Consider the following 20,058-nt stretch of genomic DNA (forward strand, 5'->3'; position numbering starts at 1 on the left):
CGTCGTTTCCTGCTCGTTACGGACGGGAGTCTGCGAAATTGGAGAAATGCGTGCAACAATTCAGGCTTCGGCGGCGTTCATGCAGTACAGAAGCGCCGCCAGGTCGTCTTCTCTTCCGCACGGAAAGTCTTATGCGTTCGTCTTCGGATTCTGACAGTCGTCGCCGGTTTCTGCAGTCCTCCGCCGCGGTCGCGGCAGCGGCGTGGTGGGCGCCCGGCGCGTTCGCGGCGGAACTCTCCGCGACGCCGTCGATGACCGAGGGGCCGTTCTATCCGGACAAGCTCCCCCTCGATACGGACAACGATCTGCTGGTTCTGAACGACGCGCTCACGCCCGCCGTCGGCGAGGTGACGCACCTGACGGGCCGGATTCTGGGGCCGGACGGCGAGCCGATCCGCAACGCCTTCGTCGAGATCTGGCAGGTCGACGCGAACGGGGCCTATCTGCATTCCGCGGACAGCCAGGCCGCGAAGCGGGACAAGAACTTCCAGGGCTACGGTCGGTTCATGACCGACTCGAGCGGGCAGTACTATTTCCGCACCGTGAAGCCGGTCCCCTACCCCGGTCGCACGCCGCACATTCACTACGCCGTCAGCGCGGGCGGAAAACGCTTGCTCACGACGCAACTGTTCGTGAAGGATCATCCCGGCAACGCACGCGACGGCATCTACCGCTCGCTCGGCGAGCAGGCGGCGTCGGTGACCGCCGACTTCGCGGCGATTCCGGATTCCAAGATCGGGGAGCTGTCGGCCAAGTTCGACGTCGTCCTCGGTAGCACGCCGGTCGAAGACGAACAGGGTCGTCTCCGCGGCATCGCGCCTTCCGAAGTGCAGTCGGGTCGCGGCGGATTCGGCCCCCCTCCGGGCGGACCGCGCGGTCCGCGTCCGAACGGTCCCCCGCCGCGCGAGAACTCTTAGAAACTGAACGTCGCCGGCGCATCGTCGCCGCGACGAACTCTTCCGGCTCGCATTCGCGGCCTCTCTACGACGGAAAGACTCCCATGAAGCGCACGCTGTTCACGCTCCTCCTCGCTGCCGGCGCCGTTTCGGCGACGGCGGTTTACGCCCAGCCGCCCGAGGGCGGTCCCCGCGGTCCTGGACGCGGTTCGGAAGGTCGCGGTCCCGGCGGGCCGGGAGGCCCGGGCGGACCCGGCCGGATGATGCCTTCCCCGGTCATCGCCGCGCTGGACACCGACAAGGACGGCACGATCTCCGCCGAGGAACTGGAGAACGCCGTCAAGTCGCTCAAGACGCTCGACAAGAACGAAGACGGCAAGCTGACGCCGGAAGAGATGCGTCCGCAGGGCGGACCCGAAGGCCCGGGCGGACCCGGCGGTCCGGGTCGCGGACCTGGCGGTCCCGGAGGTCCGGGCGGCGGACCGGGAGGACCCGGCGGACCCGGGTTCAACTTCAGTCCGGAACAGATGATCGACCGGGCATTCGAAGCGGACGCCGACGGCGACGGCAAGCTCTCCAAGGAAGAGGCGCCCGAGCGGATGCGCGAGAACTTCGACCGCATCGACGCCGACAAGGACGGCAGCGTCTCCAAGGAAGAACTGACGGCCGCATTCGCGCGGATGCGCGAGGCGGGACCCCGCGGACCGCGCGAAGGCGGCGAGCGCGGACCGCGCGAAGGGGGCGGCCGCGGCCCGGCTCCCGGCGAATCGCCGGAACTGTAAGGACGTCGAAGTCGACAAGAGAAATTCGCCGAACGTCGAACAGGACGCGTCTCTCAGGAGCCGCGTCCTTTTTTCGTGCGCAGGCGACGCTCTCGACCGCCTGACCCGTCACGGTCTGCTGGCCCTGGAACTTCTGGCCCGCGAAGAAGCGGCTTGAAATCGTCCCGACGATGTCCGACAATGAAATCTAGACGTGTGGGTGTAGATTTCGAGCGACGGCTGGGAAGAGGTCGGCGGATGAGACGGGGACTGATCTTCGCGATGGCGGCGCTTCTGGGCTGCGGCAGCGCCTTGTTCTGCGGCGGCGCCTTGCCGACGGCCTTCGCTCAGCCCGATTTCTACAAGCCGCCGATCGCGTACGAAGATACGCCGTCGCACGACGTCATCGAAAAACTCCGCCAGCAGCTCGAATCGAGCGACGAGGAACTGAAGTGGGACGAGCGGCATGGCTGGCTGCCGGCGCTGCTGCAGAAGCTGGAGGTGCCCGAGTCGTCGCAGACGCTCGTCTTCTCCAAGACCAGCCTGCAGATCCACCGCATCAGCCGTCGGACGCCGCGGGCGCTTTACTTCAACGACGACGTCTACGTCGGCTGGGTGCCGGGCGGCGACGTCGTGGAGCTTTCCGCCGTCGATCCCGACCTGGGCGCCGTCTTCTATACCGTCGAGCAGACCGAAGACCTCCGTCCGCGGATCGTTCGCGACAAAGGCGAATGCATGACGTGCCACGCTTCGTCGAATACGAAGTCGGTGCCGGGCTATCTCGTTCGCTCGGTCTTCGCCGGCGGCGACGGGCGCCCGCACTACGGCATGGGGACGCAGGTGACCGACTGGACCACCGACTTCGCGGATCGCTACGGCGGCTGGTACGTCACCGGAACGCATGGCGACCTGCGACATCGGGGCAACGTCTTCGCGAAGGACACGGCTGTCAATCCGATCGACGTCGAGGCGGGCGCCAACATCGAAGATCTGGCGCGGTACTTCGAGGTCACGGCCTACCGTCAGCCGACGAGCGACATCGTCGCGCTGATGACGCTGGAGCATCAGACGCAGATGCACAACCTGATCACGGCGGCGGAGTACGAAACGCGGAGCGCGCTGGCCTACGATCAGACGATGAACGAGGCGCTGGAGCGTCCGGCGGACTATCGCTCCGAAACGACGACCCGCCGGATCGAATCGGCCGGCGAGGAGCTGCTGGCCGGGCTGCTCTTCGCGGACGAGTTCCGCCTGACGTCGCCCGTCGCGGGGAATTCCGGCTTCGCCGCGGAGTTTTCGGCGAAGGGACCGCGGGACGCCAGGGGCCGGTCGCTGCGGGAGTTCGACCTGCAGACGCGGCTGTTCGAGTACCCGTGCAGCTTCCTGATCTACTCGCCGCAGTTCGACGGACTTCCGAATGAAGTGCGATCGTACGTCTACGACCGCCTCATCGCGGTCCTGAACGAAAGGCCGGCGGAGAAGAATCCGGACGACGCGGCCGGCGACGAAGCGAGCGCAGGCCCGCGCAAGCGGCAGCCGACGAAGGATCCGTTCGCGCATCTCTCTGCCGCGGATCGTCAGGCGATCCGCGAGATCCTCGTCGCGACCAAGCCGGAGTTCGCCGAGCGGCTCGCGAAGGCGAACGGCGTCGTCGAATGAAGCAGGCGAGCGGAGGGCGTGAGCCCTCCGTGTCCCGTTTCAGTCGCATCTTCACGAAACACGGAAGGCTATCGCCTTCCGCTCGCTTTGAAATCTTTCAATCGCTCGTCAGATAAACCTCAATCGCGTTGTACGAAAAAGGCCGACGTCGGCTGGCGGGGGGCGCAATAGGGATAACGGTCGTCATGGGCAAGTCGAGGGTCGAGTATCTAGAATTTCGACCGCGACACCTGGGCCGGCGCTTATCCCCGCCGACTGAACGATACGCGCTGACCACCGCAGAAGGCGACACTTTTCTTGCGGGGTCCTTTAAGGGGCTAGCGGGGGACTCAAGTCCCCCGAGCTCGGTTCGCGAAGCGAACGCGACGGACGGCAGGGCGAGCCCGCTATCCCGCATGAGAGTCATCGCGGCTCCCGGCGCTCGATCGTCGCTGCGCTCGATCAACGGACTCGGGGGACTTCCGTCCCCCGCTAGCCGACAAGCTTTCGAGCGACTTTTGCTTCAGCGGAGCGCTCAATCAGCCGTCTAACGAAAAAACGCGTCGCCGAACGATCGGCGACGCGCTTCCTGTTTCTGAAGGCTCTGCGGCAGGCATGCCCTGCCGGGGAGTCCGTTTACCGCTGCTGAGCCGGAGCGGGCGCCTTGCCGAGGCCCGCCTGGAGCACCTTTTCGGGAACCCGCTTGAGGTCCCACACCAGGCCGAACCACGACAGCACGACCAGCGTGTAGTACGACAGGTCGATCTCCCACCAGTAGAACCCCTGGCGAGCCGAGTTCGGGAAGTAGTGGTGGTTGTTGTGCCAGCCTTCGCCGAACGTCAGCAGGGCCAGCAGCCAGTTGTTCCGGCTGTCGTCCGCCGTCTTGAAGCGACGCTTGCCGATCACGTGGGCCAGCGAGTTGATCGAGTAAGTGACGTGGTAGACGGCAACGGTGGAGATGAAGAAGCCCCACACGAGCATCTGCATGCCGTTCACGCCCAGCGACGGCGCCCAGGTATCCAGACCCCAGCCCAGCAGGAACAGCCCGACGGCGAGCGAAACGGGGGCGACGAACTCGAACCGGTCGATCAGCCGCAGTTCCCACCGCTTGTACAGGTCGGGCACGTTCGACACTTTCGTCGTCATGTTCTCCGACGTCAGGAACCACAGCATGTGGCTCCAGATGAAGCCGTGCACGACGGGCGAATGAACGTCCTGTTCCTGGTCGGAGTAGCGATGGTGGTCGCGATGATGGGCGGCCCACCAGATCGGGCCCTTCTGAGCGGCCAGATTGCCCAGCAGAGCGCCGACGAACGCGAACCAGCGCGTCGTGGTGAACGTGCGGTGCGAGAAGTAGCGGTGGTAGAACGCCGTGAGGGCGAACACGCGAACCGCGTAAAGCGCGACGCAGACGCCCAGGGCGAGCCAGCTGAATCCCACGCCAGGCAGGAACACGAGCAGGCAGGCCAGGTGCAGCGCCCAGTAAGGCGAACTGCGCAGCCAGTCGGCAGATCGAAGCTTCGACATCAGGGGGGACCCGGATTCCTTTAGGGTTCCGCTCGCAGCGTTTCGTTCGAGCCGTAGCGGCGAGCGAACGGCAACCTTGCCGCAGAACCGATCATCGCGTGCGATACGTCACTCGTCGAACGCCTGCACGCTGGGCGCCGCTCGGTTTCTACAGACGGCGTTGTCGCTGGGGACGGCCGCTTCCGCGATTCGAGGAAATCGTAAATCTTCTGGAATTGGGAGGGTAGACGGAACTTGCCGGGAAGCTCGCTTTTCGCGAACTTTTCCTGCCCTTTCGAATGTGGCCGCGTGGGCCGTTCGACAGGGTTTGCAGAGGAACCGTCTCGTTTCCGGAGGGGAAGAAGCCGCATTCTACGCGTCTCGGCGAGTTCGCATTGTAGGCAATACCTATACCGGCGCCGCACGATTTCCTGGATCCCTTTCCGGGCACGCTTCTTCGCCGATTCTTCGCGTTTTCGGCGATTCGTCGGGAAGCGCTCCTGCCAGCCCCTGCCGCCGTGCTAGCGGCGTGCTTCGGGCCCTATGTCGAGGCGCCGTCAGAATGCTCCTGCTCGTCAGCGGCAGTCGCGGGCGGCTGCTGGGCGGCCAGTTTCTGCAGTTCCTGGCTTCGAATCTTCCAGTACCGACGCAGGCGCCGGACGAAATCCTCGGGTCGCTCGACGTAAAACCTCGCGCCGGGACCGCGAGCGCTTTCCCGCAGCTCCAGCCGTCGCTGCTCCGCCAGCGGCAGGAAGCGTTCGGCCTCCGCCTCGAAGCCCAAGCGTTCTTTTTCGGTCGAGACTCGATCGCACAGCAGCGCCAGGTCGTGCTCTTCGCCGAGCTTCGCTTCCAGGCGATCGGTGACTTCGCGAAGCTGACCGAGCCCTTCCTTCCACGTCGGCGTCAGGATCCGGAGGGCGAAGCCGAGATACTTCACCGACTTCCGCCAGTCATGCAGGGCCTCGGTCGTCGTCAGCGCGAACGGCTCGCGCTTCGCCGCCTGGAACGCGACTTTTCTCCCGACGCTGCCGGAGGCGTACAGTCGCAGCAGTCCCCCCTCGATCACGCGGAAGTCGTCGCCGCCGATCTTCCATTCCGCTGCACGCTCGCGAAGCTCCTGCAGCGTTTCGAGCGTCCGGCTCAGCCGCGCGGCAAGCTCGTCGTTGCCCGGGTCGGTCTCCGCTTTGACTTCGAGCAGCCGGTCGCGGATCTTCGCCAGCGGTTCGTCGGCGAGCTCCCGGCGATAGCGCTTGCGAAAGGCGTCGAAGGCTTCGATCGCCGACTGCGCGTCGCGAAACGGCGCCAGTTCCCGCGCCGCGTCCCGGCAAACGGCGTTCTCCCGGCGGTACGTCTTGGGGAAGGCTTCGCGTGCCAGTCGCAGGATGGCCCGCACCCGCTTGAAGCGCCGCCGGACCTGGTGGACCGTCTCGTACCGGTCGAGTTCCGGGTTCTCGATCTCGGCGATGGAATCGCTGAGTTGCTCGATTGCGATCCGGCGGAGCGCGTGCGCGATCTTTTCGTCGCCCTCAAGTCGGAAAGCCATGCAATTCTCCGGCGAAGCGCGTCCGAGGCCGAGGAATCGTTCATGGGGGAGGCGGCGCTGATTCGCTGCCCGCCATCTTCGTTCGCCTCGCTCATCGGGTAAAGGCGCCGGCTAACGACGCCGGTTAACGGCACCGGGTCATGGACGGCCTGTCCTCCGAAAGCCTTTCCCCCGGGAGGAATGGGGGGTACGCGGCGCGGGGGTTGCATGCAAAGGTTCCGCGACCAGTTCCTGATTCCCGAACGGAGGCCTATCCCGTGGAACCGACGCTCAACGCGCCCGAAACGCTCGACAAGCCCTACGTTCTGGTCACAGGAAGCGCAGGCCTGATCGGCCGCCAAGTGGTGCGCCGACTGGCTCAGGACTACCGCGTGCTCGGCTTCGACAAGGACCTGCCGGAGCGCCCGATCGATGGCGTGACCGACCGGTCCGTCGATCTGACGGAGGACGACGCGGTGGAGTCCGCGCTCGCAGACGTTCGCGAACAGACGGGCGGCAAGCTGGCGGGCGTCATTCATCTGGCCGCCTACTACGACTTCACGGGCGAGCCGAGCGACCTGTACCAGAAGCTGACCGTCGAGGGGACGCGGCGCCTGCTCCGCGGATTGCAGTCGTTCGAGCAGGTCGGCCAGTTCCAGTTCACCAGCACGCTGATCGTGATGAAGCCGGCCGAAGAGGGCGAACGACTGACCGCCGACGATCCGGTCGATCCGAAGTGGGCCTATCCGCAGTCGAAGATCGAGACCGAGGCCGTCATTCGCGAAGAGCGCGGCCAGATCCCCGCGGCGATCATCCGTCTCGCCGGCGTTTACGACGAGGAGGGCCACTCGCCTCCGCTCTGCCAGCAGATGAGCCGGATCTACGAGAAGAAGCTCGAAGGGTTCTTCTTCCCCGGCGACTCGAGTCACGGCCAGTCGTTCATCCACCTCGAAGATACGGTCGAGGCGCTGCGGATCTGCCTGGAACGCCGGGCGGTCCTCGGCGACTACGAAGTCTTCCTCCTGGGCGAGGAGGACACGATGAGCTACGCCGAACTGCAGGAGACGATCGGCCAGTGCCTGTGGGGTCGCGACTGGCCCACGATCCGCATCCCGAAGGTCGCCGCCAAGGTCGGCGCCTGGGCCAAGGACAAGCTGGCCGACGAGGAAAACCCCGCCTTCATCAAGCCCTGGATGATCGACCTGGCCGATCAGCACATGCCGGTCGACCTGACCGAGGCCAAACGAATTCTCGGCGGCTGGACGCCCGAGCGCTCGCTCAGGAAGACGCTGCCCGAGATGGTGAACCGCCTGACCTCGAATCCGCGGAAGTGGTACGAGGAGAACGGCCTGCCGCTGCCTGAAAAGCTGAAGGAAGAGGAGGCGCGCTCGTGACGAAGTCGATGCGCGGCTATCCGGCGGAGCGTGCGAACATGGACGTCGCCGTCGCGCCGTTTTCCTACAACCCTTCGGCCTGGCCGCAACGCATCCCGATCGCGGCGCTCGCGCTCGTGGCGTTCGTCATTTCGACCAGCATGGCGCTCTACCAGTGGCGCCTGACGACCTACGTCTGGGATCCCTTCTTCGACACGGAGAAGGTGATCGATTCCGACGTCGCGCAGATGATGCATCGCTGGTTCGGCATCCCCGACGCCGCGCTCGGCGCGATCGCTTATCTCGGCGACGCGCTATTCGGCATCGCCGGCTCGACCCGACGCTGGCAGTACCGGCCTTGGCTGGTGATCCTGTTCGGCCTGGACGTGATTCCGCTGGGCATCGTGAGCGTGCTCCTGGTCGGGGTGCAATTCTTCGTCCTGGGGCAGTACTGCACGCCCTGCCTGATCACGGCGATCATCTCGCTGGTCCTGATTTACTGGGCCTATGACGAGGTCTACGCCTCGCTGAAGTTCCTGTGGCTCGTCCGCAAGCGCCACGGCTGGAGCGTCTTCCGGCAGGCCCTGCTCGGTCATCCGAACGAACAGGCCGACGAAGTCGCCGCCTCGATGGTCCGGGAATCCGAACGCCCCGCGTCGCTGGAAGACTCGATCGGTCGCTCAGTCGGCAACTGGGCCCGCGTGGTCGAGATCGGCCTGGCCTGCTGGCTGGCGGTCAGTCCCTTCGTCTTCCGCCACCCGACGGAGAACGGGCTTTGGTGGCTCGTCGACTGGACGGCGGCGGGAATCCTGTTGCTCGTCGCGTCGGCCTCCTTCTGGGCGCCGCTCCGCCGGGTGCGATGGGTCTCGCTGGCGGTCGCCTTCGGCCTGATCGCCTTCGGTTACCTGATGCATTCCGAGGAGCTACCCCCTGCCGCGCTGCAGAATCATATCTCCGTCGGCATCCTGCTCCTGATGATGGCTTTCATTCCCAATGACGCCGGTCGCCCCGGCCGGGCCTGGTATGAGGAAGCGCCGAAACTGACAGGTCCGAATGCATGAGTCGGACTGTCGAAACGACAGGGATCGGTCAGGCCTCGCAATGCCCGTCGACCGGGTTTTCGTTCGTCCGTAAAGGCTTTGCAGTAAATCATTTGCGCGCGAGGTTGTCGCTCTTCGGCGATCCCCGTTCGCGATCGGCGCGCGTGTTGCATCTACTGAGAGACTAACGGCCATCCGGACGTTCCGGCGCCCTACTTCGCATATTCGTTTCTTCCTTGGAGGAGACTTAACATGGCACGCTTGATGACGGTTCGATCTTCGCAGGAACTCCCTCGTACGTTCGGCGACTTTCAGCGTCACATCGACAGCATGTTCCAGAACCTGCTGTCAGGCGAAGCGATGACGCCGTCGGCCGACTTTCAGCCGCCGATGAACGTCGTCGAGACCGAGGACGCGTTCCACATCTCCGTCGAACTCCCGGGCGTCAAGCCGGAGAACGTCAACGTCGAAGTCGAGTACGGCTTCCTGAAGGTTTCCGGCGAGAAGTCCGAAGAGCGGACGCACGAAGGGACCGCATGGCGCCGGGTGGAGCGCAGCTACGGCTCGTTCCAGCGCGTCGTGAAGCTCGGCGCGACGGTCGACGCCGACCGGATCTCGGCCGAGTCGCGCGACGGCATCCTCTACATCGAGGCGCCGAAGGCCGCTGCCGCGAAGCCCCGCAAGATCCAGGTCGCCTCGTCGTCGACTTCCGCTCCGCAGTCGGAGACCCTCGAAGGCAAGACCATCGAGAACGGTCCGCCGGGCGAACTGAGCTAATCGCCTGGGGATCCGAGAAAAGCAGCAGCCGTTCGCTCCGCAGCGCGAACGGCTCTCACTTAACGAAGAAGGGCACGGAGCGATCCGTGCCCTCTTTGCGTAGGTCGGCTAGGTCGGGCTCCTTCGGGTGGCGCTGGCTCTGCCAGTGTTGCGTCCGGATTTGCTCGGCGACCGGCCTGGGCTCTCAACACGGTCAGCGTGAACGAGCCTCCGCACTGGCAGAGCCAGTGCCACCCGAAGGAGCGAGAGGCCGGCGCCTCATCTCCTCTCGCTCCAATCGCGTCACGCCGCCCTGCGAATCCGAAGCGTCGATGCTTCGTCTTCCTGGCGTTCCTTGCGGAAGTTCAGCGACGAGCGGACGGCGTAGGTCGACTTGTGCGGCTGCGACAGGTAGATCCGCGCGTTCACTTCGCCCAGGAGGCCCAGGCTGAAGAACTGCAGCCCGGCGAGCAGGCCCAGGACCGACGTCAGGAAGAGCGGATTGCCCGTGACGTCGACGCCTCCGAAGACCTTCATCGCCCCGGCAGCGGTCGCCGCGACGAACGCGAGTCCCCAGGCGGCGAAGCCCATCATGCCGAACAGCTTCATCGGGCTCGCGAACCAGCTCAGCATGTACTTGACCGTCAGCAGGTCGAGCAGCACCCGCAGCGTGCGCGACAGGCCGTACTTCGACTTGCCGTACTTTCGCGCGTGGTGGTTGGCGACGACCTCGACGCACCGGGCGCCCCGCTGGTGGGCGAGGATCGGGATAAAGCGGTGCATCTCCCCGTAGAGTTCCAGTTCCTGCGCGATCTCCCGCCGCATGACTTTCAGCGTGCAGCCGAGATCGTGAATCGGGAAGCCGGTCGTCTTCGAGATGATCCAGTTCGCCGTCACCGACGGCAGCTTGCGGGTGAGGAACTTGTCCTGCCGGTTCTTTCGCCAGCCATGGACCAGGTCGTAGCCCTCTTCCAGCTTGCCGAGCATCATCGGGATGTCGGTCGGGTCGTTCTGCAGGTCGCCGTCCATCGTGACGATGATTTCGCCCGAGGCGTGCTGGATCCCGGCGTACATCGCCTGCGTCTGGCCGAAGTTCCGCCGCAGGAACAGCACGCGGATCCGTTCGTCGTGCGCGGCCAGCTTCTTCAGGCGCTCGGGCGTGCGGTCGCGACTGCCGTCGTCGACGAAGAGAATCTCGTACGCCAGCGGCAGCTTCTCAAGGACGGGCCGCAGCGCCTCGATGATCCGGTCGACGTTCTCTTCCTCGTTGTAGACCGGAATGACGACGGTGAGGTCCATGGCCATGCTTGTTCGACAGGTAATGCGTACCGGTAGCGCTCCGGGGAAAGGCCGGCTCGCGAGTCGGCGGATCGTAGGAAGCCGCATCGATCCGCGACAAGAGCAATTGCGGAATCGTCGCTTCGGGTGAAAACTGGGCGTCTGTTCCTGAGCGGGGGGCGTAAGCCCTCCGAGTCCGGATCTGTTCTCGCGTCGATGCCTCGGAGGGTTTACACCCTCCGCTCAGGAAGAACTCGTTGTCGTTGCCCGATCCGATCCGCCCGCCGACCCCCGAGGCGATCGCCGACGCTGCCGAGGCGCTGGCGGCGGGGAAGCTCGTGGGCCTGCCGACGGAGACGGTCTACGGCCTGGCGGCGAACGCCTGGGACGATCGGGCGGTCCGTCAGATCTTCGAGGCGAAGGGACGCCCCGCGACGAATCCGCTGATCGTCCATATCGCCTCCGTCGATCGCCTGGCCGACGCGGCAGGAGCGCTGAGCGAGGGGCAGCGCGATTTGCTGAGGCGGCTCGCCCCTTTCTGGCCGGGACCGCTGACGCTCGTGCTGCCCAAGCGCGACGACCTTCCGCAGGAGGTCACGGCTGGGCTCGAGACGGTCGCGGTGCGCGTGCCCGATCACCCGGTCGCGCTGGCGCTGCTGGAGAGGTGTCCGTTTCCGCTGGCGGCGCCGAGCGCGAACCGTTCGAACTACGTCAGTCCCACGACCGCCCGGCACGTGGCCGAGGGGCTCTCGGACGCCGTGGCGCTGATCCTCGACGGCGGTCCCTGCCGGATGGGACTGGAGTCGACGATTCTCTCGCTGGTCGACGATCCGCCCCGGATTCTGCGGCACGGCGCGCTGCCGGCGGAACGGCTGGCCGAGGCGCTCGATTTGCCGCTGGCGACGCTCGCGCGTGAAGACCGGAAGCCGGCTGACGAGAGAACGGAGTCCGAACCGCCCCTCGCGATGTCCTCTCCCGGCCAGTTGCCGGTGCATTACTCTCCGAAGACGCCGCTGCAGTATCGCGAGTCGTTCGCCGAACCGCCGGCCGGCAGCCGCATCGGCTTGATCGCCTTCCAGACGTCGCCCTTCCGCGACGAATCCGCGTACGCCGTGATCGAGCGACTAAGCGAATCGGGCGACGAAGAAACGATCGCCCGGTATCTCTTCGCCGCGCTACGCCGGCTGGACGCGATGAACCTCGACCTGATTTTGGTCGATCAGGCGCCGCGCACGGGTCTCGGCCGCGCGATCATGGACCGCCTGGATCGCGCGGTGCGGGGCGGTTCAGGCGATCTCTGACGCCACGACAGCCTGACGGCTCGACAGGTCGAACTCGATTTCCTGCGGCGCCGGGCGAGCGGGTTGAGCGAAGAAGATCGCGACGCAGACGGCGACCACGAAGTGGACGGCCGCGAAGGCTCCGCCGACGGCGAAGGCTCGCTTGATCTCCATTCCGAACATGGCGGAGATGACCAGGCCGAGGATGCCCGCCCCGATGACTGCCGCGAGCAGGATGCCGGCGATGCCGAGGAAGGCGCCCAGGATCGCGCCGAGGATGGTCGTGGCGACGGAGAAGATGCCGGCAATGACCGCCGCCGTGCCGAAGCCGATCCCTTCGCCGCTCAGGGCGACCATCAGGCCGACGAGGGCGATCGTGTCGAAAAACAGGATGATCATCAGGCCGAACATGGGCGAAGTCCCTTCGCGGATAACAAGAAAACGCAACGTGCGAGGGCAAAGCATAGTCGACGCCTGTTCGCTGGCCAACCGCGTTCGATCGCTGACGGCGAATGGACCTGCGGCGTGTACCATGACGGACGATGAACGCCGATCCTTCTTCTTCCGCCGTTTCCTCCGGCACGCCGCACGCGTCGGGCGGTCAGTTCGCCACGACGCAGTGGACGGTCGCGCTGGCGGCGGGGCGTGCGGAGGGGGAGCCTCGCCGGGAAGCGTTCGGGTCGCTGTTCGCCATCTACTGGCGTCCGCTTTACGGCTATCTGAGGCGGACGGGCTGCTCGCCTGACGAAGCCGAAGAGGTCCTGCAGGCCTTCTTCGCGAGGTTGCTGGAGAAGGGGGACCTCGCCCGCGTCGCGCCGGAGAAGGGGCGCTTCCGTTCGTTTCTGCTCGCGTCGCTGCGGCATTTTCTGTCGAACGAACGCGACCGGCAGCGCGCGGCGAAGCGCGGCGGCGGGAAGCTGCTGTCGCTCGACGTCGCGGCGGCGGAGAGCCGTTACGGCGCCGACTCGACCGCCGGGGGCGATCCGGCGGATCTGTTCGAACGGGAATGGGCGCTCGCGGCGCTCGAGCGGGCGGGGCAGAAGCTTCGCGAGGAAGCGGTCGCCGCGGGAAACGAGCGCCGCTTCGACCGCCTGCAGCCCTTCCTCGGCGGCGCGGCGGACGATCGCTACCGGGACGCGGCCGCCGACCTGGGGCTGTCCGAGAACGCGGTCAAGGCGACCGTCGCCCGGCTAAGAAGCCGGTTCGGCGAACTGCTGCGCGCGGAGATCGCCCCGACGGTGGAAAGGATAGACGAGATCGACGAAGAGCTGCGCGATCTGCTGGCGGCGCTGCAACGCTGAGCGTCGGGGACACGGAGGGCTGACACCCTCCGCTCGCCAGGAGACGCGACCGCTTGGGCGCTTCGCTCGCCGGCAGGGCATAATCCCGGTTACTCGTCCGATTTTCTCGTCACCTTTTCGCGCGGACGCTTCTTTACCTTCGGAAGCGATTCATTCTGCGCGAGACGGACTCCGATGACTCCCGAACGATCCGCCTGTCCCCGTTGCGGCGCTCCGCGGACCTCGTCCGATCAGGAAAGCCCCTGCCCCGCCTGCCTGCTGCGGCTGGCTCTGGGGCCGGGCGCGGCTCCGCCGATGATGCCGCAGGGAACCGGCAGCGCCGCCGGGTCGGCCGCCACGGCAGCGTTCGCGGGGCCTTCGGTCCAGGCCGGACCTGTCGCGCCGTCGATCGAGGAGCTGACGGCGCTTTTCCCCGAACTGGAGATTCGGGAACTGATCGGTCGGGGCGGCATGGGGGCCGTCTATCTGGCGAGGCAGAAGAGTCTCGACCGGCTGGTCGCGCTGAAGATCATCCGCGCGGACGCAGCGGCGGATCCAGGGTTCGCCGAACGTTTCGCCCGGGAAGCGCGGGCGCTCGCGCGGCTCAACCATCCGCATGTCGTGACGGTGCACGATTACGGCGAGCGGCAGGGGACGAACTACCTCGTCATGGAGTACGTGAAGGGGGCGAACGTCCGGCAGATGCTCAAGGCGGGCAGGCTCGATCCGGCGACGGCGCTCGCCATCGTGCCGCCGATCTGCGACGCGCTCCAGTACGCGCATGAGGAAGGAATCGTTCATCGCGACATCAAGCCGGAGAACCTGCTGGTCGACGAGCGGGGCCGCGTGAAGATCGCCGACTTCGGCCTGGCGAAGCTGCTGAAGCGGTCGCCGGCCGAGGTGACGTTGACGGGCGATCTGCAGACGCTGGGGACGCTGCATTACATGGCGCCCGAGCAGTTCGATCGCCCGCTGGAGGTCGATCACCGGGCGGACATCTACGCGCTCGGCGTGACGCTGTACGAGATGCTGACGGGCGAGTTGCCGCTGGGTCGGTACGCCCTGCCCTCGTGCAAATCGAACGTCGACTCGCGGATGGACGAGGTGGTCCTGCGCGCGATGGAGCGCGAGCCCGACTTGCGATACCAGAGCGCCTACGACGTGAAGTCCGACGTCGTGGCTTACTCGTCGTCGGTCGCGAGCGTGCCGGCTCCGCAAATCGCGCGTCGTCGAGAGCACGGGAGCGATCGTGTCGAGCCGGCTCCGACGGAGGAGTACCTGCTTCCAGGAATCGCGCTGACTCTCGTCGGGATGCTGATCACTTTTTTCCACTTCGCGACATTCGTCGCGATGGCGCTGAGCGATCGCGGGCCAGGCGCCGAAGTCATGGTCGTCGTCCTCGGACTATCTCTGTTCGGACTTTCGATGATCGTGGGCGGGATTCTCTGTGCATTTCGTCGCGGCTACGAGTTCGCCGTCTTCGGAGCGCTGACGGCGATGCTTCCCCTTACGCCATTCGTAGTGTTTAGCCTGCCGATCGGGATCTGGACGCTGATCGTGCTGCGGAAGCGTGCAGTCAGAGAGGCGTTCCTTCGCAGGATCGACGCGGCAGACTCGCGCGAAGAAGGTATCGCCGCCGGCATCGAATCGGCGCCGACGGAAGAACACCTCATTCCCGGGATCGCGCTGGCGTCGGTCGGCCTGCTGGTCACGGTCCTGCATGTCGCGGCGTACATCGCGATGGAGTCGAGCCCTTATTGGCCCGACCTCGAGATGAAGTACGCCGCTCTCGGCATGGCCCTGTTCGGTCTTCCGATGATCGCGGGCGGCATCCTCTGCGTGCGAAGTCGCGGCTACGAATTCGCCGTCTTCGGGGCGCTGACGGCGCTGTTGCCGGTGTCGGTCTGCTTTCCGCTCAGTCTCCCGATCGGGGTCTGGGCGCTGCTCGTGCTGCGGAAGCGGTCCGTACGGGAAGCGTTCGGCCGGAAGAGCGAGGGAAGCGTTCGTCAGGAGCCGACCGCCTACGGACGCGATATCCTTCCCTCGCTCAGCGACGAACGGCTGAACCCGTCGCCGGTTCGCGAGCCGTCCGCACTTCCCTCCGAAACTTATCGATCCTCCGTCGTAGCGGTTCCGCCGCCGCAGGTCGCGTACGGAGCGCCTCGCGTCGAGCCGTCGTCCGAACACGTTCTGCCGAGCCTGCTGCTCACGGCGGTCGGCGTTCTGGGAGCGATCGGAAGCCTGGCCATGACGTGGTTTCTGGTCGAGTCCGATGTCGGTCAGCCCGACTGGGAATGCTTCCTGCCGCTCGTCGGTCTGCCGTTCGCGATGACGATGATCGTGGGCGGACTGCTCGGAGCGACGACCCGCTCGATCGAGATGGCCTCGGTCGCCGTCTTCGCCGCCTTTCTTCCCTTCACCGTCGTGTTCTGGATCGGGTTGCCGATCGCGATCTGGCTGGCCGTCGTCTTGAAACGAGCGGACGTGCAGGCGACGTTCGCGGCGCGGGCGGAAGAGCGACGTCGCGTTCGGATTGCGGGAGTCGGCCCTGCCGCAGGGGACGCGGGCTCGTTCGGCGCCTGGTGGCGCGACCTGCCGAGGCCGGTTCAGTTGACGGTGCATACGTGTCTGGCGATCGTCTACTGCCTCGGCCTCGTGGGGGTGTTCAGCTTCAGCGGAGGCCGGACGCCTCAGGAGCATCATTTCACGATGGGGGCCCCGACGCCGTGGCTTTCGTTTCGCGAGGAGGGAAACGATTTCACGCAGTCGATCCTGCTGAGCTGGTCTCTCGTCCTGGGTCTGATCGGTCTGGCGGCGTTGTTCGGCGAGCAGGCGTTGACTCGAATCGAGGGACGGAAGCCGACTCCGCTGACGCTGCACTACGCGCTTTGGGGCGGTCTGCTGGCGTTAGCGTTCACGATCGGCCTGGTCTCGGTCCATCTGCATCGTCAGAACCCCCTGCTTCCCGATGGCCAGATTCTCATCCCGCCGCCGACGGCGCCGCTTGTGACGGGGATCGTCGCCGGCCTGATCATCCTCGTCGGATCGATCGTCGCGCTGATCGTCGGATGGCTCAGGAAGAAGTCCGACGAGCTGCCGGGGAAACCGGGAAGCGCCCGGGACCGACGTCCCGGGCTGGTCGGACCGTTCGTCCTCGCCGGCGCCGGAATCGCCTTCGCGGCGTTCGGAGCGGTCGGCTGGTTCGCGATCTATCAGCTCCTGTCGACGGGGGAATCGGATGCGTACGTTCCTGCGGGAGTCGTCTCTCCCCCCTTCGTCGATCCGGTCCATCGCGCGGTCGCGCGGGACGTGGTCGTATCCGACGACGGTCGCTTCCGCCTCTCCGTCGGCGACGACGGACGCATCGTCTGGCAGGATCGCGAGGAGCGGGACGTCTGGCGATCCTATACGGTCGAGCACGACGACGGCGGTCCGGCGTTTCTGCGCGACGCCGTGATCGCTCCCGACGGCAAGACCGCCTACGTCACGGGCGAAATGGGTATGTCTCGCATCCTCCGGGTCGATCTGCTCACCCGGCAGGTGGACCAGCTTCCCCTTCGTCGCGGCGGCCAGTTCAGCGGTCTGGCCGTCGCTGCCGACGGACAGACGATCAGCTACCTCGTGGGCGAGAAGACGTTCGAGGTCACCGAGCTCTCCAGTAACGTGACGTTCGCCACGGCGGAGATTCACCGCGGCGATCGGGTTTCGTTCGGCAACGTTCGGCGCGTCGCCTCGTCGCCCGACGGCAGCCTGACCGCGGTCACCTCTTCGAGCGTCGTTCCGGGGAAGGAGCCCGGCGTCGCCGCCGAATCGGCCGGGCCCTGCAAGCTGGCGGTACTCGATCGGCAGGGCGAAGAGATCTTGAACTGGGTCTTCCCCGACTACGCCGAGTTCTCATACGCGCAGATCGCCTTCCTCGACGACGAGACGCTGGTCGCGGCCCTGCCCTCAGGTCAATTGAAGAAGTGGACGATCCGCGACGGCGCCTGGACCGAAGCGTCGGTTCGCATCTCTCCCGGGCGTTACATCGCGGCCGCGCGCGACTTCGACGGCAAGCATCTCTGGCTGGCCCACGATCGGGAGGTCGTCCAGATCGACGCGGAAACCGGGAAGGCCGTCGCGGCGGCGAACGTCCTGATCGGGTCGAAGGTCGGCGATCGCGCCGCCGAGCCGATCGAGGCGCTGTCCGGGACGTTCGAGCCGCACACCGTCGCCGTCGCCTGCTGGGACGGGACGGTGCAGACCGTGGTGTGCGAGCCGGTGCGGTGAATCTGCCGCGGTCTCATCGAGCGACGGCCATCACGCGGGAATGGGCTTCGCCGAAGGTTCACGCGAAGCAGGCGTCACCCGCGAGGCGAAGGCGACCTTCGCGAGAGCGAGGACGCCGAGCGACCCGGCGACGAGACTCACGAGCGGCCCGAGGATGCCGCAGGCGATTCCCATCGAAATGATGACGGCGTACGTCGCCGGCTGTTCAGGCGACTGCGAGGTGGCGAGGTCAGCGAAAGCGAAGAAGGCGTAGAGGGCGCCGACCGTCGAAATCAGTCCCGGCACGAACGACAGCAGCGCCTGGAGCGTGAGCAGGGCGGGGTTCCGCACGAAGACGACGTTGTACAGGCCCCAAGCGGTCAACAGGCCTCCGAGCAGTAGCAGCGCGAGAACCAGCGGCGCGGACGCGTTCTGCAGCAGCAAGACCAGAGGGGAAACCGGAAACGAGGGCGGCGACGCCTGGCTGAGCATGAGCGATGCGGTCCTTGGCTGACGCACGCACATGCCATCGCATCGCACGAGCGGGCGTCGAACGGAAGAAGTGAAATGCCCCGAAAGGCGTCGCGATGAAGCGTTATTCGGAGCTCGGGGCCGTATCTTGCCGCGAAGAATCAACCTTTCGGTCGCGCACTCAGGCCTTGCGATCCGAGGCGAGCCCCGCCACGGATCGTTCGATCAGGTCGAGACCGCCGGTGAGCGCCCGGTTCCGCCAGGTGGGCGAAGCGGGACAGAAGGTTTCGAGGAGCGCGCTCTTCGCCCGCTGCGTCGCGGGGGCCTCCGGTCGGCGCCAGCGATGGACCTGGTTCTCCGCACGGAGCGCGCCGAGCACGCGGAGCGGGGCGTACGTTCCGAACTCCGCACAGGCGTAGAGGTAGTTCGCCGCGAGCTTGCGCTGCACGAGCCACTTCCCGATCGAGCCGCGGGTGACGTAGTCGCTGCCGGCGCTGCCCGGTTCCTGAAAGCAGCCTGCGTCGAAGCGTTCGAGCAGCCACGCCCGCTGCGGCTCGGTCAGCGGCGAATCGAGCAGCAGCTTCCACGTGCCGTAACCGCCGAGGCCCGTGTGGAAGTCGAGATGTACGACCTGCTCCGCCCCTTCGATCCACCCGGGCAGCTTCAGTTCGAGCAGCCGGCGCGTCTGGCAAGGTTCCTTGCCGCCGAAAAAGAGCCCCTCGGGAAAGTCGAATTGTCCCCCCGCGATCGACTGCTTCAGCGCGGACATGCCGTACCGCACGACGGCCAGCGCGCTGCGGAGAATGAACCCGTCGAGCAAACGCGGCGGAGGCGGCGGATTCAGCAGCGGATCCAGGTCGGCGTAGCGATCGGGCGCCCCCTGGTAGCGTTCGCCTGGCAGCAGGAAGTTCCGGTTCGGATCGACGTTGTCGAGATCCGCCCGGCGGATCCGCGCGAAGCCGTACGGGTTCAGTCCGTGCACGAAGACGCAGCGGCAGTCCGGGCTGTTCGTCTTCGCCCAGTTCTCCATCGCGGCGAGCTGCGCGGCCGAGCCGAAGAACCCTTCGACGCCGTGCAGGCCCGACGAGACGATCAGCGTCCGCTTCGCGTCCCCTCCGCTGACGGCGACATCGACGACGAACTGTTCGTCCGTCTCCTCGTCCGAGGCGATCGGAAACGCGAACGTCTCCCACTCCAGTCGTGCGGCGACTTCGCGGAACCGCTTCCTCGCGGTGGCGTAGTCAGGAGAAAACGCTTCAAGATCGGCCGTGACCGTTGGCGCCATAAGGGGCAGACTTCGCAACGAGGTGCGTCGAAAGGAATGAGAATAGCGGGAACCTGCGCGAGCCTGAAGACTCGAGCTTCACGCGCCAAGCAGAGCAAAGCCGGGGTCAACGGTGTGCCACTGCTGGCTTGTCCAGCAGTGCAGCGCCCCGGGAATGATATCGACGTCGCGAGAGGATCCGTCACGAAGTCGCCGCGTTGATAGCGAACGGCTTTCTCTCGGGATACGACGATGCATGTGGATGAACGATCCGTCGCCCGCTGCACTGCTGGGCAAGCCAGCAGTGGCGCACAGACCAGGCGAACGTCGTACCGGACAAAATGGGACGTGCCCAGCGAAGGCGGATGTTCATCAGCGACTCCGATCGGTCAGACTTCGTCGGGCGGATCTTCGCCGCCGACGGTGGCGCCGGTCCAGGAGGGGGCGTCGCTCGCGGGGAACGAATCTTCCGACGCCTCCTGCACGACATCCGTCGCTTCGGAACTGTGGGAGCCGCTGATTTCGTCGGCGCCGCCGGCGACGCTCTCCACGGCAGCGAGTTCCTGTTCGGCCTCCTGCCAGAACCGATCCTGCTCGCCGTGGGGGCACCCGGCCTGTTCCCACTTGCGATAGGCCAGTTCGCGAATCATGCCTTCGTCGGCAGGCGAGTCCGTCATGGGGGCGTTTCCGGTGAAAGGGGTCCGCGGGTGTCATGTCCCCCCATTGTTGTGCGGCCGCGCGTTCC

16 protein-coding genes are annotated in these 20,058 nt (G+C 66.1%); 9 read left to right on the forward strand and 7 right to left on the reverse strand.

The window, feature by feature from the left end:
- Positions 1-131 precede the first annotated feature (131 nt).
- The 3 genes from SH602x_RS01380 (at position 132) to SH602x_RS01390 (ending at position 3,316) form a co-directional block, all read left to right on the forward strand.
- Positions 132-917 (forward strand): dioxygenase family protein, encoded by a 786-nt coding sequence (locus tag SH602x_RS01380; protein ID WP_479475107.1) that lies wholly within the window; start codon positions 132-134, stop codon positions 915-917.
- An 83-nt stretch (positions 918-1,000) separates the two neighbouring features.
- Complete coding sequence (locus tag SH602x_RS01385; RefSeq protein ID WP_479475108.1) at positions 1,001-1,678, forward strand: EF-hand domain-containing protein; 678 nt, start codon at positions 1,001-1,003, stop codon at positions 1,676-1,678.
- 237 nt (positions 1,679-1,915) lie between these two features.
- Entirely contained in the window at positions 1,916-3,316 is a 1,401-nt protein-coding gene (locus SH602x_RS01390) for a hypothetical protein (protein ID WP_479475109.1), read from the forward strand.
- Between the two features lie 615 nt (positions 3,317-3,931).
- On the opposite strand, the gene SH602x_RS01395 is transcribed toward SH602x_RS01390, so the two are convergent.
- Both SH602x_RS01395 and SH602x_RS01400 read right to left on the reverse strand, forming a co-directional pair.
- Positions 3,932-4,822 (reverse strand): acyl-CoA desaturase, encoded by an 891-nt coding sequence (locus tag SH602x_RS01395; RefSeq protein ID WP_479475110.1) that lies wholly within the window; start codon positions 4,820-4,822, stop codon positions 3,932-3,934.
- Positions 4,823-5,342: 520 nt separating this feature from the next.
- Positions 5,343-6,344 (reverse strand): CHAD domain-containing protein, encoded by a 1,002-nt coding sequence (locus SH602x_RS01400; protein WP_479475111.1) that lies wholly within the window; start codon positions 6,342-6,344, stop codon positions 5,343-5,345.
- Between the two features lie 257 nt (positions 6,345-6,601).
- Here SH602x_RS01400 and SH602x_RS01405 point away from each other — a divergent pair, with 257 nt between their 5' ends.
- The 3 genes from SH602x_RS01405 (at position 6,602) to SH602x_RS01415 (ending at position 9,513) form a co-directional block, all read left to right on the forward strand.
- The gene (locus SH602x_RS01405) at positions 6,602-7,717 is read left to right on the forward strand and encodes an NAD-dependent epimerase/dehydratase family protein (RefSeq protein ID WP_479475112.1); all 1,116 of its coding nucleotides are present in this window, start codon (positions 6,602-6,604) and stop codon (positions 7,715-7,717) included.
- Entirely contained in the window at positions 7,714-8,757 is a 1,044-nt protein-coding gene (locus tag SH602x_RS01410) for a vitamin K epoxide reductase family protein (RefSeq protein ID WP_479475113.1), read from the forward strand. Before SH602x_RS01405 ends, SH602x_RS01410 begins: the two co-directional genes overlap by 4 nt.
- A 231-nt stretch (positions 8,758-8,988) precedes the next feature.
- Positions 8,989-9,513 (forward strand): Hsp20/alpha crystallin family protein, encoded by a 525-nt coding sequence (locus SH602x_RS01415; protein WP_479475114.1) that lies wholly within the window; start codon positions 8,989-8,991, stop codon positions 9,511-9,513.
- 282 nt (positions 9,514-9,795) lie between these two features.
- On the opposite strand, the gene SH602x_RS01420 is transcribed toward SH602x_RS01415, so the two are convergent.
- Positions 9,796-10,797, reverse strand: a complete 1,002-nt coding sequence (locus tag SH602x_RS01420) for a glycosyltransferase family 2 protein (protein WP_479475115.1) — start codon at positions 10,795-10,797, stop codon at positions 9,796-9,798.
- A gap of 230 nt (positions 10,798-11,027) precedes the next feature.
- Here SH602x_RS01420 and SH602x_RS01425 point away from each other — a divergent pair, with 230 nt between their 5' ends.
- Positions 11,028-12,071, forward strand: coding sequence for an L-threonylcarbamoyladenylate synthase (locus SH602x_RS01425; RefSeq protein WP_479475116.1), 1,044 nt, complete (start codon positions 11,028-11,030; stop codon positions 12,069-12,071).
- On the opposite strand, the gene SH602x_RS01430 is transcribed toward SH602x_RS01425, so the two are convergent.
- Positions 12,057-12,461 carry a hypothetical protein gene (locus SH602x_RS01430; protein ID WP_479475117.1) on the reverse strand — a complete coding sequence of 135 codons (405 nt, stop codon included), beginning with the start codon at positions 12,459-12,461 and terminating at the stop codon, positions 12,057-12,059. The genes SH602x_RS01425 and SH602x_RS01430 overlap by 15 nt on opposite strands.
- Before the next feature lie 131 nt (positions 12,462-12,592).
- On the opposite strand from SH602x_RS01430, the gene SH602x_RS01435 reads away from it, so the two are divergent.
- Both SH602x_RS01435 and SH602x_RS01440 read left to right on the forward strand, forming a co-directional pair.
- Entirely contained in the window at positions 12,593-13,351 is a 759-nt protein-coding gene (locus SH602x_RS01435) for an RNA polymerase sigma factor (protein ID WP_479475118.1), read from the forward strand.
- Positions 13,352-13,525: 174 nt separating this feature from the next.
- Positions 13,526-17,599, forward strand: coding sequence for a WD40 repeat domain-containing serine/threonine protein kinase (locus SH602x_RS01440; protein ID WP_479475119.1), 4,074 nt, complete (start codon positions 13,526-13,528; stop codon positions 17,597-17,599).
- A 30-nt stretch (positions 17,600-17,629) separates the two neighbouring features.
- On the opposite strand, the gene SH602x_RS01445 is transcribed toward SH602x_RS01440, so the two are convergent.
- The 3 genes from SH602x_RS01445 to SH602x_RS01455 form a co-directional block, all read right to left on the reverse strand.
- Entirely contained in the window at positions 17,630-18,070 is a 441-nt protein-coding gene (locus tag SH602x_RS01445; RefSeq protein ID WP_479475120.1) for a hypothetical protein, read from the reverse strand.
- 160 nt (positions 18,071-18,230) lie between these two features.
- Positions 18,231-19,334, reverse strand: a complete 1,104-nt coding sequence (locus SH602x_RS01450; protein ID WP_479475121.1) for a M14 family metallopeptidase — start codon at positions 19,332-19,334, stop codon at positions 18,231-18,233.
- A 368-nt stretch (positions 19,335-19,702) separates the two neighbouring features.
- Positions 19,703-19,990 (reverse strand): DUF2934 domain-containing protein, encoded by a 288-nt coding sequence (locus SH602x_RS01455; protein ID WP_479470204.1) that lies wholly within the window; start codon positions 19,988-19,990, stop codon positions 19,703-19,705.
- Positions 19,991-20,058 lie beyond the last annotated feature (68 nt).

This window comes from Lignipirellula cremea (genome assembly GCF_056501455.1).